This window comes from Bdellovibrio bacteriovorus, from assembly GCF_001592755.1.
Lineage (GTDB): Bacteria > Bdellovibrionota > Bdellovibrionia > Bdellovibrionales > Bdellovibrionaceae > Bdellovibrio > Bdellovibrio bacteriovorus_E.
In genome coordinates this window covers 325,988-342,058 of the sequence record NZ_LUKF01000017.1, presented here as the reverse complement: position 1 = coordinate 342,058, position 16,071 = coordinate 325,988, and the positions used below count along the sequence as shown (strand labels likewise).

General features: G+C 45.7%; 15 protein-coding genes and 1 pseudogene. 12 read left to right on the top strand and 4 right to left on the bottom strand.

Translation table 11 applies throughout. The features are described from left to right. Positions 1–114 precede the first annotated feature (114 nt). The 7 genes from AZI85_RS14040 to AZI85_RS14010 are packed head-to-tail and all read left to right on the top strand — an operon-like array spanning position 115 to position 8,004. Positions 115–1,320 (top strand): cysteine desulfurase family protein, encoded by a 1,206-nt coding sequence (locus AZI85_RS14040; RefSeq protein ID WP_063244648.1) that lies wholly within the window; start codon positions 115–117, stop codon positions 1,318–1,320. Continuing rightward, on the top strand, positions 1,313–2,395 hold the full coding sequence (mnmA, locus tag AZI85_RS14035; protein ID WP_253721000.1) for a tRNA 2-thiouridine(34) synthase MnmA: 1,083 nt from the start codon (positions 1,313–1,315) through the stop codon (positions 2,393–2,395). Before AZI85_RS14040 ends, mnmA begins: the two co-directional genes overlap by 8 nt. Next, positions 2,380–3,723 carry a tRNA (N(6)-L-threonylcarbamoyladenosine(37)-C(2))-methylthiotransferase MtaB gene (mtaB, locus tag AZI85_RS14030; protein WP_063244647.1) on the top strand — a complete coding sequence of 448 codons (1,344 nt, stop codon included), beginning with the start codon at positions 2,380–2,382 and terminating at the stop codon, positions 3,721–3,723. The genes mnmA and mtaB overlap by 16 nt, the downstream gene beginning before the upstream one ends. Continuing rightward, a complete protein-coding gene (gene rnc / locus AZI85_RS14025; RefSeq protein WP_063244646.1) occupies positions 3,720–4,409 on the top strand; it encodes a ribonuclease III in 690 nt (229 codons plus the stop codon). The genes mtaB and rnc overlap by 4 nt, the downstream gene beginning before the upstream one ends. 1 nt (position 4,410) lies before the next feature. Next, complete coding sequence (gene era, locus AZI85_RS14020) at positions 4,411–5,322, top strand: GTPase Era (protein WP_063244645.1); 912 nt, start codon at positions 4,411–4,413, stop codon at positions 5,320–5,322. Further along, positions 5,300–6,640, top strand: a complete 1,341-nt coding sequence (gene der / locus AZI85_RS14015) for a ribosome biogenesis GTPase Der (protein WP_063244644.1) — start codon at positions 5,300–5,302, stop codon at positions 6,638–6,640. Before era ends, der begins: the two co-directional genes overlap by 23 nt. Then, the gene (locus AZI85_RS14010; RefSeq protein ID WP_063244643.1) at positions 6,640–8,004 is read left to right on the top strand and encodes a sodium-dependent transporter; all 1,365 of its coding nucleotides are present in this window, start codon (positions 6,640–6,642) and stop codon (positions 8,002–8,004) included. Before der ends, AZI85_RS14010 begins: the two co-directional genes overlap by 1 nt. Here AZI85_RS14010 and AZI85_RS17895 read toward each other — a convergent pair whose 3' ends face one another. Both AZI85_RS17895 and AZI85_RS17890 read right to left on the bottom strand, forming a co-directional pair. Then, entirely contained in the window at positions 8,005–8,652 is a 648-nt protein-coding gene (locus AZI85_RS17895; protein WP_253720999.1) for a hypothetical protein, read from the bottom strand. It lies immediately after the preceding gene. Between the two features lie 90 nt (positions 8,653–8,742). Beyond that, positions 8,743–9,741 (bottom strand): hypothetical protein, encoded by a 999-nt coding sequence (locus AZI85_RS17890; RefSeq protein ID WP_253720998.1) that lies wholly within the window; start codon positions 9,739–9,741, stop codon positions 8,743–8,745. Between AZI85_RS17890 and AZI85_RS18010 the strand changes: the two are divergent. Continuing rightward, positions 9,740–9,913, top strand: a pseudogene (locus tag AZI85_RS18010) (hypothetical protein); the annotation flags it as partial. The gene AZI85_RS17890 and the pseudogene AZI85_RS18010 sit on opposite strands and share 2 nt — an antisense overlap. Here the strand turns inward: AZI85_RS18010 and AZI85_RS14000 are convergent. Both AZI85_RS14000 and AZI85_RS13995 read right to left on the bottom strand, forming a co-directional pair. Beyond that, the gene (locus AZI85_RS14000; protein ID WP_063244642.1) at positions 9,851–10,618 is read right to left on the bottom strand and encodes an outer membrane beta-barrel protein; all 768 of its coding nucleotides are present in this window, start codon (positions 10,616–10,618) and stop codon (positions 9,851–9,853) included. The pseudogene AZI85_RS18010 and the gene AZI85_RS14000 sit on opposite strands and share 63 nt — an antisense overlap. A 119-nt stretch (positions 10,619–10,737) precedes the next feature. Continuing rightward, the gene (locus tag AZI85_RS13995) at positions 10,738–11,292 is read right to left on the bottom strand and encodes a glutathione peroxidase (protein ID WP_081111025.1); all 555 of its coding nucleotides are present in this window, start codon (positions 11,290–11,292) and stop codon (positions 10,738–10,740) included. A gap of 161 nt (positions 11,293–11,453) precedes the next feature. On the opposite strand from AZI85_RS13995, the gene AZI85_RS13990 reads away from it, so the two are divergent. The 4 genes from AZI85_RS13990 to AZI85_RS13975 are packed head-to-tail and all read left to right on the top strand — an operon-like array spanning position 11,454 to position 16,022. Continuing rightward, positions 11,454–12,749, top strand: coding sequence for a hypothetical protein (locus tag AZI85_RS13990; RefSeq protein WP_063244641.1), 1,296 nt, complete (start codon positions 11,454–11,456; stop codon positions 12,747–12,749). Next, positions 12,746–14,029 carry an adenylosuccinate lyase gene (purB, locus tag AZI85_RS13985; RefSeq protein ID WP_063244640.1) on the top strand — a complete coding sequence of 428 codons (1,284 nt, stop codon included), beginning with the start codon at positions 12,746–12,748 and terminating at the stop codon, positions 14,027–14,029. Before AZI85_RS13990 ends, purB begins: the two co-directional genes overlap by 4 nt. Before the next feature lie 2 nt (positions 14,030–14,031). After that, positions 14,032–14,964: an LD-carboxypeptidase gene (locus AZI85_RS13980; protein ID WP_063244639.1), complete on the top strand. Its 933-nt coding sequence runs from the start codon at positions 14,032–14,034 to the stop codon at positions 14,962–14,964. After that, entirely contained in the window at positions 14,961–16,022 is a 1,062-nt protein-coding gene (locus tag AZI85_RS13975) for a serine hydrolase domain-containing protein (RefSeq protein ID WP_063244638.1), read from the top strand. The genes AZI85_RS13980 and AZI85_RS13975 overlap by 4 nt, the downstream gene beginning before the upstream one ends. Positions 16,023–16,071: the final 49 nt, after the last annotated feature.

The following is a 16,071-nucleotide window of genomic DNA, read 5'->3' as shown; positions in this document are numbered from 1 at the left end:
AGCACTTTAGGGGGTGTAGAATTTCCACTTCTGTTAACGCATTAGACGGCTCAAAACCGCAAATATTCTTAGAAGTTTTCAATACTTAAGAAGTATGCTAGTTTCCCCGGACTTATGAATCAAAGCCGTGTCTTTCATTATTTCGACCACAACGCCACAACTCCTGTGTGCAAAGAGGTCCTTGAAGCCTTGCCCGAACTTGCGCAAGCTTGGGGAAACCCTAGCTCCATTCACTGGGGTGGTCGCATGCCGAAGAATATTCTTCGCGATGCACGTAAAGCTATGGCGGATGCGATTCACGCAAGCCCTTTGGAAATTGTTTTTACTTCTGGTGGTAGTGAAGCGAACAACACCGTACTTAAAGGCCTTTTTGATTACTATCAAACAGCGCAATTCCTCACTCCAGAACAACGTCGTCGCACTCACTACATGACGACAACAGTAGAACATCCAAGCATCATGAAAGCCATGCAGCACTTGCAGTCTTTGGGAGCGCGCGTGGATTACATCCCGGTGAATCGCCAAGGAGAGATTGATCTAGAATTTTATCAAGCTCACCTGAGTGAAGAAACAGCTCTCGTATCCGTGATGATGGCGAACAATGAAACCGGCACTTTGTTTCCGATCAAACGCATGGCCGAGATGGCTCATACAAAAGGCGCTTTGTTTCACACCGATGCTGTTCAAGGTTTCGGAAAAATTCCAGTGGATGTCCAAGAGCTGGGTGTCGACTTTGCTTCTTTTTCGGGTCACAAGTTTTACTCGCTCAAAGGAACGGGCGTTCTTTACACGCGTAAAGGTAATAACGTCAGCTCTTTGATTCATGGTGGTGGCCAAGAAAGACATCGTCGTGGAGGCACGGAAAATACTTTGGGTATTGGCGCGTTGGGAGTTGTTGCAAAAAGAGCGTCGTTGATTCCACAAAAAGTGGAAACGCTGACGAAGCTTCGCGACTACATGGAAAAAAGAATTCTTTCTGAGATTGAAGAAGTCACGATCACCGCAGGAGAGACGGCACGTCTTCCGAACACAAGCTCTTTGGTCTTAAACGGTGTGGATGGCGAAACCATGTTGATGTCTTTGGATATCAAAGGGTATGCGGTTTCTACGGGTGCTGCTTGTTCCAGCGGAAATCCCGAGCCAAGTCCTGTGTTGCTCGCGATGGGCTTAACACGTGCGGAAGCGCAAAACAGTTTGCGTGTCAGTCTAGGTTGGGACACGACTCAAGAAGAAGTCGATGGTTTTATTGAAGCATTAAAGGTCGTAGTGGCTAGACTGCGATCACTGAACAACAACGAAGGAGATTCTTGCCATGTCTAAAGGGAGAGTCCTTGTTGCTATGAGCGGAGGCGTGGACAGTTCTGCCGCGGCTGCGCTCTTGGTCGAACAGGGGTACGAAGTTATTGGGGCGACAATGCAAGTCTGGGATTACTCGACTTGTGATATCGAAGAAGGGAATGGGACTTGCTGCTCAAGCATCGACGTTGATGATGCTCGTGCCGTAGCCGATCGTTTAGGAATTCCATTCTATGTTTTAAACTGCGAGGCGAAATTCCGCGCAGCCGTTATTGATCCTTTTTTAAAAGCTTATCTTGAAGGACAAACACCACTTCCGTGCGTGAACTGCAATACGTACTTGAAGTTTGATCACTTGGTTAAAAAGATGCGTGAGCTTGAGTGCGATTACCTGGCAACAGGTCACTACGCAAAGATCGTTTACGATGAAAACGGCAAAGCTTCCATTCACACGTCAACAGACGACTGGAAAGATCAAACGTATTTCTTATTCACTATTGATCCAGAGCTTGTTCCGAAGTTGTTATTTCCCGTCGGCGATATGAAAAAGCCTGAAGTCCGTGCCTACTCTGAAAGCCGTGGTTTGGTGACAGCTCGCAAAAAAGACTCTCAAGGTATTTGCTTCGTGGGTAATCAGGGTTATCAGAACTTTATTAAAGGCCAAGTGGATAAAACCATCCTGGCGTCTAAAAAAGGTCTGATCAAACGCTATCCAGCCGGTGAAGTGATGGCTTCTCATGAAGGCATTCACAATTTCACAATTGGTCAAAGTAAAGGCCTGGGTATGGATCATCATGAAAAACTTTTCGTGATTAAAATCGACTCTGCTGACAATACGGTTTGGGTAGGTGAGGAATCTCACCTACATGCCCTTGAAGTCACCGTGGTAGATCCGAAGCTTTTGGACGAAGTTCAAGACGGCGAAGTCATGAGTGTGAAGATTCGTTACCAGCACAAAGGTTCACTGGCGCAAGTTTTCAAAACGGAAACAGGCTATAGACTTAAATTTCAAGAACCACAACGTGCGGTGACTCCGGGACAAGCGGCCGTGTTCTATCGCAATAAACAATTGGTGGGGGGCGGATGGATCACTCTGTGAAGTATCAAGTCCATACCTTTGGTTGTAAGGTGAATACTTACGACACGGGCTTGATTCAAAAGAATCTGAACGCCAACGGTTTTGCTCCGATTGTCTCTGGAGAGAAAAATGCGCGCGTTCATGTTCTTAACACGTGTGCGGTGACGGCCGAAGCTACGAAAGAAGCACTTCGCTATATTCGTCGTTTAAAAGTAAAAGATCCTTTCTGCACGATCGTTGTTACAGGCTGTGCGGCGCAAGTGGATACCGGGTCTTTTTCTAACCTTCCGGGTGCGGATTTGGTTGTTGCCAATTCTCATAAAGGATCTTTGCCAGATCTTTTAAACAAACACTTCCGCGGTGAACTTACAGAAAAAGTATTTAAGTCGAACATCTTTAAAAAAGAAGACTTAGAAGCTGGTGGTGGTATTGAAAAACATCACACTCGCACTTTCTTAAAGATTCAAGATGGCTGTAATAGCTTTTGCACTTACTGTATCATTCCGTACGCTCGCGGAAAGAGTCGATCGATCTCTGTTGCCGATCTAGTCAATCGCGTGAATGAACTTTACGCCGAGGGTTCTCGCGAAGTTGTCCTTACGGGCGTTCACATCGGTGATTACGAAGATGAAGTGGGCGGCAAGAAGTACGTGATGGAAGATTTAATCGAAAATCTTTTAGTGCGCACGAAAATGCCTCGCTTCCGTCTATCAAGTCTAGAACCTGTCGAAGTGTCTGAAAGACTTTTAGAGCTTTACCAAGATCCGCGTATGTGTCCTCATTTCCATATGAGTATTCAAAGTGCGAATACAGATGTGCTTTTCCATATGAAGCGCAAATACACGCAAGAGGATGTGGTGAAGTCTTTAAATGCGATTGCTAAAAAAGTACCGGGCTCTTTTGTCGGTATGGATGTGATCGTAGGATTTCCCACGGAAACCGAAGAACAGTTCCAAGACACTTACAATACTTTAGCGCAAACGCCTTGGACGAAAATCCACGTTTTTCCCTACAGTGAAAGACAAGGAACTCGTGCAGCGGCAATGGACGTCTCGGTTTATCCGCATATTCGTGCGGAGCGTGCGGCGCGCCTTCGTGAGCTAAGTCTTTCTCGTTATACAGATCTTGCGAAATCGCAAATCGGTCAAACCAAGAAAGTTTTGATTCTTAAGAATGCGGCAAAGGGTGGTCAGGGGCTCAGCCATGATTACTGGCCCGTGGATATTTTAGGGGCGGATAGCTTTATCGATCACTGGGCGGGCCAAGAGATCGACGTAAAGATTTCGGGCTACGACCATTCCAATAAACAACACATGGAAGGTCACTTGCTTGGTGAGGTGGTGCCGTGACAAATCTTGAAACGAGGCTAGGGTACACTTTTAAAAACCAAGCCCTCTTGCAACGAGCTTTGACTCATAAGAGTTACGCGAACGAACTTAAAAACGCGACCGAGCATAACGAGAAATTAGAATTTCTGGGTGACGCGGTTTTGGATTTAGTGGTCGGGGAATTCCTTTTTGAAAAGTTCCCGGAAGACACTGAAGGCGGGCTTTCAAAAAAGCGCGCCAGCATCGTGAATGAAGAAGTTCTTTCTGAACTCGCGCTGGACATGGAATTAAATAAACTTATGCATCTAGGAAAAGGCGAGACAATGACCGGGGGAGCACAGAAGCCCCGACTTATTGCCTCTTCTTTTGAAGCCATCGTCGGTGCGATGTACTTAGATGGTGGATTCGAGGCGGCCAAAAAATTTATCCGCAGCGAATTCACGAAGCTCACTGAAAAAGTGTGCGGCACTGAAGATTTTGAACGAGATTATAAAACGCGCCTTCAAGAACTGGTGCAAAAGTCCCTCAAAGAAACACCTCGCTACGAGGTCTTAGCTGAAGAAGGACCGCCTCATGACCGACAGTTCTTGGTGTGTGTGAAGATTAAAGATGATGTTTGGGCCCAGGGGCGAGGGCGCAGTAAAAAGAATGCAGAGCAATCTGCGGCAAAACAAGCCCTGGAAATGAAGTATAAGGAGACGAATTAAAATGGGTTATAAAGCAGGATTTTTGGGATTGATCGGACAACCCAACGCAGGGAAGAGCACTTTGATGAACTACCTTGTGGATGAAAAAGTCTCTATCGTGTCGGCGAAACCACAAACGACTCGCCGTCGTATCTTAGGTATTTGGAGCACGGATAAAGGACAGATTGTTTTTGTTGATGCTCCAGGTATCATCAAGGCTGATAAAGGTCTGAATAATTTCTTGGCTAAAGAGGCCGAAGAGGTGATCGCCGATTCAGATGCTCTTTTGGCTATCGTCAGTGTCGATGAAGGAAAACCAGAAGATGCTGAAAAAATCTTGGATCTGGTTTCAAAAAGCGGCAAACCTTGGATTGGTATTGTCACTAAAGCGGATATCGAAGAAAAAGCACATCGTGTTTTGATTCTTAAAAAGATGATCGAAGACCGCGGCGGTAAAGCCATGTCGGTTTCCGTAAAAGATTCTAAAGACGATCAAGAAGAGCGTGAAGCAATGCTGATTGAGTTCTTGGAACTTCTTCCAGAAACGCCGGCGCCTCTTTATGACGTCGAACTTTTCACGAATGAAAATGTGCGTGAAATGGCTTCTGAAATCATCCGTGAAAAATGTTTTGAATCTTTACATCAAGAAATTCCGTACTCACTGGCTGTACGTATCATAAAATTTGATGAAGCCGCGGCGCCAGTTCCTAAGATTTATGCTGAAATCATCGTTTCTAAAGACAGTCACAAAGCCATCGTGATTGGTAAAGAAGCCAAAGTGATTAAGCAAATCGGAATGGATTCTCGCAAAGAAATTGAAAAACTGATGGGTGAAAAAGTATTCCTCGACCTTCAAGTCATCGCGAAGCCTGAGTGGTTTGAGAACAAAAGAATGATGAAGGAGTTGGGCTATGCAACAAAATCTGAGAACTGAGTTTGCGCCCAAGGTGGCCATTATTGGCCGCCCGAACGTAGGAAAATCAACATTGTTTAATATCGTCACCGAGACTCGCAAAGCCGTGGTGAAAAACCAGGCCGGCGTAACTCGTGATATTATCATTGAACCTGTAGATATCTGGGGTAAGCAATTTGATTTGATCGATACCGGTGGTATCACCGAAGCCGGTGATATCTTTTCTAAACTGATCCGTGAACAAGTGACCGAGTTTTTGCACTCTGTGGATTTGATCGTGGCTGTTATGGACGGTCGTGCGGGTCTTGTGCCTGAAGATCGTGATATTATCCGTGTTGCCAAACAAACAGGGAAACCCTTCCTTTTGGTGATCAATAAAGTTGATAAAGTCAGTGATGAAGAAATGGCGAAAGCGGATTTCTATGAATTCGGCGTCGATATCATTTCTGCTTCTTTCGAACAGCGTCGCGGTCTTTCTGACATTCTTGAGTGGGTGACAAAGCAGATCCCGGATAATCCAGGAACCGTGAAAGAGGGAATGAATATCGCCATCGTCGGTAAACCCAACGTCGGTAAAAGTTCCATCTGCAATGCGATCTTAGGTGCTAAACGTATGATCGTTTCGGATATCGCGGGAACGACGATTGACTCTGTCGACTCTCCGTTTATTTACAATGGCAAGAAATACACCTTGGTGGATACGGCAGGTCTTCGTAAGTCGGCACGACGTGAAGAAGATCTAGAGATCATCTCGGCCTTTAAATCTCAAGAAGCCATTCGCCGCGCTGACATCGTCTTGTTGATGGTGGATGGAACTATCGGCCCTACGGATCAAGATGCGCGCATCATGCAGGCGATTTTGGAAGACCATAAGGGCGTGATCTTAGTTGCCAACAAATCCGATCTTGGTGGTAAAGAAGTTCCTGAATACCGCAAGACGTTCCGTGAACAAGTAGAACGCACGTTCCACTTCTTTAAAGATGTGCACGTCGTATTCACAAGTGCGAAGACGGAACAAGGTCTGGGTGATCTTTTTGATATGATCGAAAAGGTTTCTGATCAAATGAACTTCCGTGTTCCGACATCAGAATTGAATGACTTCTTCTTTGAAACGATTCGTAAAGCTCCAGCTCCTGTTTGGGGAACAACGAATGTGAAGTTCTATTACCTGACTCAGACATACCAACGTCCACCGGCATTTATCGCTTTTGCGAATCATCCGGATGGCGTGACTAACTCGTATCGCCGCTTCTTGATTAAAAATATCAAAGAGCGCTGGGATCTTCACGGGATGCCGATTCGTATCTTCTGTATGAAGTCTCGTCGTGGTGGTGAGTAATGATGAAACGCGGCTCGTGGAGAACGCGCTTTGGATTTTACCTTTTGGCCATTGGTTCTGCCTGTGGCCTCGGGAATCTTTGGCGCTTTCCTTACGTAGTCGGTGAGAATGGAGGCGGGGCCTTCATTCTTATGTACGTGTTTTTATCATTAGCTATTGGTGCGCCGATGCTGATTGCGGAATTGATGATGGGTAAAAACAGCCGTCGTTCCGTGATCGTCGCCACTCAGCAACTCAGTCAAAAAGCCGGTAAAGGTTTTCGTTGGGCCGGGCGCCTGGCGGTTATCTTAAGCATTGTTGTTCTTTCTTATTATGCGGTGATCAGTGGTTGGGTTTTGCACTTTATGACCCAGTTCTTGATCTCTCTTTTTAGTCCTCCAGAAATGGTCACGGCGAAAACAAATCTTGCTGCCTTGATGGGAAATGGCTGGCTGCAGTTGATGCTGGCCAGTGCGCATTTGTTGATTACGGTTGTCGTCGTCGTGAAGGGTGTTCAAGAGGGTCTTGAAAAATTCATTAGCTACACGATGCCCCTTTTTGCGATCCTGGTTTTCGTACTGGTGATGCGTTCGTTTTCATTGCCTTCGACACCGGAAGTTTTGCGTTTCTTATTTTATCCTGATTTTTCAAAACTCACTTGGTCCTCTTTGAATCATGCTTTGGGCCATGTGTTTTTCACTTTGTCGGTGGGTTTTGGAACCATGGTGACATTTGGTTCTTATATGCGTGAAGAGGATCATGCACCGACCGCAGGTTTTCGTGTGACTTTGGTGGACACGGCTATTTCGCTCATTGCGGTGGTGATGATTTTCCCCGTGGCTTTTCAGGCGACCAATGTGCCTTTGACCGACCCGGCTTTGATGTTTGAGGTTTTGCCGCGCTATCTTTTGGGGATTCGCGGCGGAACTTTGTTTGGTCTTGCGTTCTTTGCCTGTCTTTATATGGCGGCTTTAAACGCGAGCATTGGATTACTGGAAGTCGTGGTGTCGAACTGGGTGGATGCCCAAAAGACCATGGAGCGCGGGCGCGCGACGTGGTATTCAGGACTGGTTGCTTTGGTGCTGACAATTCTGCCGGCGCTTTCAAGTTCAATCTTTAAAGAAGTTCGAGTTGCCGGTCGTTCTGTGATTGAATCCTTGGATTCTCTTTTAATCAACTGGGCTTTGCCTTTAGTGGCTTTAAGCATTTTGATTGCCTACAACATCGGAACTTCAGAGAAAGAAAAAGAGCTGAGTTTTATCGATAAAGAAAAATTCGTCTCTTACACGATGTATCCGCATTGGCGCTTCACTTTGCGCTGGGCCGCACCTGCCGTGATCGTTCTAGGTCTTTTTATGCAGGTGATTGGCGTCTTTTTTAAATAACTAAATCGGAGACGGGTGACCGTCGACACGCAGTTGGAAAAGGAAGTAAGGTGGAATGCAAGCGCCTTTTCCACTGGCAGTTTTCATACAAATATAATCTGCGCGACAGGCTGTTTGATCGTCGCAAGCCTGCAAAGCTCCCGGCCGAGTGTTTTCCGCTAAGCACTGTGAAAACGGACGAGATTTCGCAAGACAATTATTAAATCCCACGAGCACCGCGATCGCTCCGCAAGTTTCTCCAGGCTTAAGGTCCCCGCAGCCACCAGAACACATCCCTGCGGGAAAACCCACGCGAGTGGTTTCGCAAAACATGCCAGGACCACACGAAGTTTTCGCCAGCGGCTTTAAGCTGTCTTTGTGAGCATTGCTTGTTTGAGAAATCAGTCCCGGTTCGCAAGGGTTTCCTGCCATCGGAGTTTCGGGAAGGCATTCTCCGATTTCAATATTTTTTTCTGGATTTACCACCGGCGTGCACTTTAAACCTGCAGCACAAGTCCAAGCTTTGTATTCGGAAGAAAGTCCGCAATGGGCATTTAAGGTGCCGGGCTTTTGTGGATCTCTTTCCGAGAAGGGACGGGAAGCATCGGCTGTTTTTCCCTCTAAGATCGCAGCCCAGTATTTTCTTCTGCGAGGAATCTCATCCATCATATGCGGAGACTGCGAAGAGAAAATAGAGTTGGCGAAAACAGTTTTTGCGTGGTCTTTTCCTAAAAAGTGAAAACCTGCAATAGTACGACCCTAGTGACAGCCGGCACAACTCATGTCATTCAGGCGTCGGCGAAAGGACGAGGCGCCATAGATATTTTTGAGTTTCGTGTAATCTATTGTCTGAAAATCTTCTTTCTTAAAAACCGAATCAAAGGGGCGATTGGCAAGACGGTTCATACCGTGAAGAGCGAAAGAACTCACTTTGCGGGCTAAAAATTTTTCGGGAATATTTATAGTACCCTCATCTAAGGCCCGAATTTGTTGTGGCTTTAAAAGCCAGCTTAATAGTTCTTCTTTCAATGCTGAATTTGCATTGAGAGCTTCTACATTAGGAGTGTTCTCTAAAGGTGCGGCAGCCCATTTGCCATCCGCGAAACGGTAAACGCGCATAAAGTATTCGGCATGTCCGCCCATATCGCCGCGAACCGTGGAAGGCCAGCGAACGGATTGTAAATTAAGTTCTAAGGATTTCAAGTGCGACTTCTTGGTCCATTCTAGAAGAGTGGAGGTGTTAACTTGAGTCCAATGAGCGGCAATCTCTTTGCAAGAATTTTTAAAAGGAAGCTTAAAGACGACATTCGCAGTCATAGGAAGTCGAGAGTTGATGAGGGCTCCACCTTGATTTTTCTCGTAAGAAAGGCGGTAGATCAAGCGAAGTTCTCCGCAAGTGCCTGGATTAAAAACCGCACGGTCCATACGATTGACGATACCCACAAGTTCAAACATCGCAGATGAAGAATGAAGCCAGCGCACATCAAAAAGACGATGACTGTATTTCATTGAAGGTCCAAGATTTGCGTCTACGGCTTGAAGTTCTTTAAGATCGGACTCAAGGTCGGCTACTAAAGCTTTATATTCTGTCTGATTGAAAAGATCTTTATTGTTACCGAGCTTCTTTTCAAACAGAACTTCCGAAAAACTCAGCCCTTGGACTTCCATTGATTTTAAACTGACCGGATCTTCGATCAGAAGCTGCGCATGACTGAAAGAGGCGGCTAACAAAGGAAATAAAAGGAGGAGGTTTTTCATGCTTTTATGCTTATCAAAGTCGCGCCGAGTGTCACGTTGCGAATTGATAAGTCTTGAAATAAAAAAAGCTCCGACCTCGGAGCTTTTTTTAAACCAGGTTTTAATGGGATTAGAAGTTCATCCCCAAGATAAAGAGGAAGTTGTAAAAATCGCCGGTCAGGTTCTTATCCAGTTTTTCAGAGCCATCCACGTAAGACTTGTTCTCGTCACTGAAGTTCACATAGTGATAAGTCCCTTGAATTCCCAAATAAGCTTTTTTGCGCATCAAAGGAATTTCTAAACCCGCACCCACATCAAAGCCCATCGTCGAATCGCGCGAGAAACCATCAAGGCCTGAAATTGTATAAGTGCGATAGAACTGACCCAGACCACCCAGGATATAAGGATTTAAATCGGCAAGACCGCGAGTGACGTTTTGAGTATTTAAGTAATACTTCAAGTCCACATTCACCGAAGTGATAGAGACATTCCCGGTGTAAGTTTTAGATTGGTTGTTCACCGTAAATTTGACGGCGTGGTCACCCGTTTGAAAGCCCAAAGTCATCGCTAAACGAAGATCAAAGAAATAGCTTAAGAAGATACCGAAAGTAGGAGCCGCTTCGTAAGCGTCCGCAAAGTTCCCTGTGAAACCACGATAGCCGCCGGCAAGACCAATCGTAAAGAAACGTCCGTTACGGAAAAAGTTGATGTCGGCTTCTTCATCAGATTCTTCATCGAACTCACTGTAGTCAGTGAAGGGGTCATAAGCCTCATCTGGATCTACTTGCGAAAGAAGATAGGATTTGTGATCCGACTGAGCTTGCGCGATGTTTGGAACTGCCAATGTGCTCAGCAGGAAAGCCAGAAGTATAAACTGAAAAGTGGATGCGGTTTTCACAAGGTCCCCCTCTGATTATTATCGAATAAAAGAGGGCAAAACTTCAAAAAAAAGTATCAAAACGAAGTCCAGTCTTCGCTCTTTGTCTCACTCTGAAACATTCAAAGATTTTGTCGAAGTTATAGAGGCTCAGCCAAAGCTTTTTCGACGGCATTTGTGATGCTGTCAGAGGAAGGTTTCGTGACAGAACTCCAGCGCTCGATCACCTCACCACGACGATTGATGAGGAATTTTTCAAAATTCCAACCCACATCTTTGAAAAGAACGCCGGGCTTTTTCTCGGTGAGGAATTGATAGACGGGTTGTTTGTCTTTTCCACTGACGGGCGCTTTATCAAAAAGTGGGAATGTAACGCCGTATTCTTTCTCTGCAAACTTCTGAACTTCGGTGTTTTCGCCTTTTTCCTGTTTAAAGTCATTCGAAGGGAAGGCTAAGACGACGAAGCCACGATCTGCGTATTTTTTGTACATATCTTCAAGCTCTTTAAGCTGAGGAGTGAATCCGCATTGCGATGCTGTGTTCACAACCAGCACGACTTTGCCTCGATAAGTGGAAAAATTCACTTTTTTGCCTGAAATACTAGTGGCTGAAAGCTCGAAGAAGTTTTTAGGGGCGTCGTAAGCCTGAGTGAGCAGTGAAAATAAAGTGAGGCTAAGAAGAATTAGTAATCGCATAGGAACCCCCGATGAGCTCCGAGTCTAAGAGGGGCTTTTTAAAATCTCAAGAAAAAGACCCTTTCAGTGTTTTGGATGCGGTGCGCACCTTTGACTTTGCGAACGCCTGATTTTCTAATCATTAAGACAGTTTACATACTATTTTGAGGAGTTTTGTTTCAATGGAGTTGGGAAGTCCAGTCATCTTGGTTTCGGCCTTTGGGCGCGGTCATTGGTTGGCGGCGGCTTTGGCGAAAGAGGGAATAAAAACCACTCTTGTTGATGTATCGACAAAACTTGGCGTATGGCCTTCGGAAGACGTCGAAGGCCCCTTTGGTTTTTTCCGCACAGAGCGAATTTCTGAATCTCAGATGGAACGTCTGTATTCGGATGATCACTTTGAAGAAGTTCCTAATGGATTTACAATGTGGTTAAAGGAAGGCCCTTTCGAGTGCAAAGGCCCTTTAACGAAATTCAAAATCGATAAGGCTTCGCTGTCTTCGCATATCAAAGACTTTATGCTCTCTTCGAAAAACAGCAAAGGTCTTTATAAAAATTTAGAAGCTTTTAATTTTGAACAAAGCTGGCTTTTGCATCTTTCCCATCAGTGGGCCGGCACGACTTATATGCCGAATGCCCAAGGTGCTGCTCGCGGTGAAAATCTTCCGCTTTTTTCTTCTTTCTTAGTTCGTCAGGCCACGCGCAATGGTTTGGAAAAGTCTTTTGAGTGGCTCGCGGCTAAAGGTGTGGAAGTCATGCGCCCGCAACAGATCGTGGATGCGTCTTTCGGTGGCGGAAAATCCATCACCGGACTTGAGATCTCGGGCGAAAAGCAAGGTCTTTTCCGTCTAGAACAAATTGTGTGGCTTCTGACGAGTGAAGAAACTTATTTTTTAAATGAGCGACTTGGGAAATACTTTTTTCCCGAAGGAGCGTTGGAACCCGAGTGGTGTTGGGTGCGCTATCGTGTAAGTTTGCAGCAGTGTTTTGAGCGCGATCATCTTCCCTCGCACACACTGGTGATGAATGATATGCAGTCACCATGGACACATGAAAACATGCTGATTTTGCAAAGAACCACACTGGCTGATCAATTCGATGTGTGGATGCGTATTCCGACGGTTCAGCGTTTCAATAAAGAATATCTGACAGTTCGTAGTGATCGTATGCGCCACCACTTGTCGGAAAGAATGTCGCTCTCAGAGCCGCAGATTTTAAGTTTTCCGCAAGAGTATTATTATACCTACGCGCAGTTAGGTGCCGCGCGCTTCCCGGTCTTTGGAGACAAACAAAGCAGTCGTCGCGGAAAAGTTCTTTATAGCAATCTGCACTTAAGCAGTCCTGAAGAGTGGCCTCATTATTCTTGGGGGGCTTACTTCGATCGTGACGAAATGATCTTGGGTCGTTTGACTCAATGGTGGAAAGAAAAACTTCTGAAAGAGCAAAAAGAAAAACGTAGAAAGGAACAGGCAACGTGATCGAACGTTACACGCGCCCGGAGATGGGTCTTTTATGGCATGCCGACCACAGATTTGGCAAAATGATGGAAGTCGAGATCGCCGTTGCTGAAGTTCAAGCACAGATGGGTATTATTCCTAAGGTCGCTGCGAAATCCATCGCGCAAAAATCACGCTTCAACGTCAAACGTATTTCTGAAATTGAAAAAGAAACCAAGCATGATGTGATCGCGTTTGTTTCCAACCTCGCTGAAAACGTCGGTCCTCATGGAAAGTACATTCATTATGGAATGACCTCTTCCGATGTTTTGGATACGGCTTTTAGTTTGCAGATTCGTGAGGCGGGCGTTGTTCTGATGAACTCCATCACGACTTTAGAAAAGTCATTAAAGTCTTTAGTAAAAAAACACGCAGAAACTTTGTGCGCAGGTCGTACTCATGGCATGTTCGCAGAGCCGACAACTTTCGGTTATAAAATGGCCGGCTTCCTTGCGGAAACCGAAAGAAATAAAAAGCGCGTGAAAGCCGCTTTAGACAATATGATGATCTGTAAACTGAGTGGAGCTGTGGGAACTTACTCCAGTCAGCCCGCGAAAGTGGAAGCTGCCGTTGCGAAAAAATTGCGCTTAAAACCGGAAACTATTGCGACTCAAGTGATCCCGCGGGATCGCCATGCAGAGATGCTCAACGCCTTGGCCCTTTTAGGAACAGGTCTAGAAAGACTGGCGGTCGAGCTTCGTCATTTGCAAAGAAGTGAAGTCGGTGAAGTGACCGAAGGTTTTACGAAGGGCCAAAAAGGTTCTTCGGCTATGCCTCATAAGAAAAATCCGATCAGTGCTGAAAACATCACAGGTCTTTCTCGACTGCTTCGCGGTTACGCGATTGCCGGGATGGAAAACGTCGCCTTATGGCATGAACGTGATATCAGTCACTCGTCTGTAGAGCGCGTGGTTTTCCCGGACGCCTTCATCGTCGCAGACTATGCCCTCATCCGCATGAGCATTTTGCTGGATGGTCTGGACGTAAATAAAAAGCGCATGCTCGACAATATCGATAGTTCCCAAGGTCAGCTCTTCAGTTCTCATGTTCTTTTAGCCTTGGTCGCCAAAGGAATGATTCGTGAAGAAGCGTACGCTTTGGTGCAACGTCTTTGTCACTCTATGGGGTACGGAGAACACTTAAGAGACAAACTTTTGGTCGATGATCAGGTTCGCGCTCTTTTAAAGCCCAAAGAAATCGACGAAATTTTCACGGGCAAAAAACATAAAAAATCCATCAAAGACATTATCAAAAGAGTTTAATAGTGAGTTACTGGAAGTATTTTAAAGAAAATGACATTATCGATGTGGTAGCCCCCGGTTACCCGTCTCAGCCTCAAGATGTTGAGGGCTCGCGTGATTTTCTTTTAAGATGGAAATTACAGCCGCGCATTCCCAAAGGCTTGATCAAGCCGCACTTCTTGCACGCTAATGATGACGAACAAAGATTTAAGTTTTTAAAGGCAGCGATAGAGGCGAAGGACTCTCACGTGATTTGGTGTTTGCGTGGAGGGTACGGCAGCAATCGTTTAGTGCCGATGCTTGCAAAACTTAAAAAACCCAAAGAGCCGAAGCTGCTCATTGGGTTAAGTGACATCACGTCTTTACACACCTTTGTAACGCAAGAGTGGGGTTGGACTTCTTTGCATGCGCCGATCTTAGATCGTTTTGGAAGAAATCTGATTGCGCCGAAGCATGAAAAAGAAATGCACGACATTCTTTTTGGTCAAACGAATCAGATTGAATTTAAAAAAATCAAACCTCTGAACGAGGCGGCTCGTAAAGTTAGAAATTTAAAATCCAAAATCACGGGCGGAAACCTAACCGTGCTTCAATCCACCATGGGAACGCCTTGGCAGATTGACACTCGCAAATCTTTGCTTTTCGTCGAAGATATCGGGGAGCGCGGCTACCGTATCGATCGCATGTTTGAACAGTTCCGTCAGGCGGGCTTGTTTAAACAATGCCACGGTCTGATTTTGGGTGATTTCGTTGGTGGCGAAGAACCTGCAACGAAGAAGAATAATTTTAAGCAAGTATTTAAACGCTGGGCGCAGGATTTGGATATTCCCATGTTTCAAGGTTTGGAGTCCGGTCATGCCATGATTCAAAGACCTGTTCCATTTAACACTTCGTGCGTTCTGAACGTCGAAGCAGGGAAGGGTCATTTGATTATTCAAACAGGAGGGCGTAAATGAAGTTTTCAGTCCTTGAGAAAAATTTGATGAAGCAGCTTGAAGAGCGCATTCGTGACACCACTCCCGGAGTGATGGTGCGCGCCTATCAAGGTGGACGTATTATCTGTGACGTGTCTGCCGGAAACACTTTTGCCTATTATGACTTAGCCAGTTTAACAAAAGTGATCTTCACGACTCAGGCCATGATGTATGCGTTTGAACTTTCCAAATGGAACTTTGAAACCAAAGTCGCTGATGTTCTTTCTTGGTTTCCGCACAAGGAAACAAGAATTACTGAGCTTTTGACACACTCTTCGGGACTTGCGTGGTGGCTTCCTTTGTATCAGGAAATTAACACTCAGTTACCACTAGAAAAAAGAAGAGAACAGCTTCGCGAAATTCTGCAAGGCCTTAAAATCGAAAAACAAGAAACGGCGGTGTATTCCGATGTGGGATTCTTGGTTCTAGGTTTTATCTTAGAAAAATTCTTTGATAAGCCTTTGCATGATGTGTGGGAAGAAATTAAGAATAAATTCTATTTAGGAACGACTTTAGAATTCCATCCTAATAATCAAACTTCCATTCGCACAGGTCTTTTTGCCCCAACAGAGGAATGTTCCGTACGTCGCAAGCTTATCCAAGGTGAAGTTCATGATTTGAACTGCTGGTCTTTGGGTGGAGTTTCTACGCATGCGGGACTTTTCGGAAGTATTGATGATGTGGGTTGGTTCTCATTGCACTTGCGCTCGCAGTTGATGGGTATTGCTCGTTATTCTATTCGCCAGAAGACGGCTCAGCTCTTTGCTAAGCGCGCCCTGCCGGAAGGGAAGGGCGACTGGGCGATGGGCTATATGATGCCGACACCAGGCTCTGCAAGCTGTGGCAGCTATTTCTCGTTGGATTCTATTGGTCACACGGGCTTTACCGGGACTTCGATTTGGTATGACCCTAAGATGGATATGAGCATCATCATTCTTTCCAACCGTGTTTTGTACGGATCAGACAATAAAGCCTTTGGAAAATTGCGTCCTGAAATACATAATTGGATTGTTGAAAATTACCGTCGCAGCGGCGTCTAGCGCGCGGAAGCGCACAGAGTGCAGCGGCATCTCGCGCGAAGGCGCACAG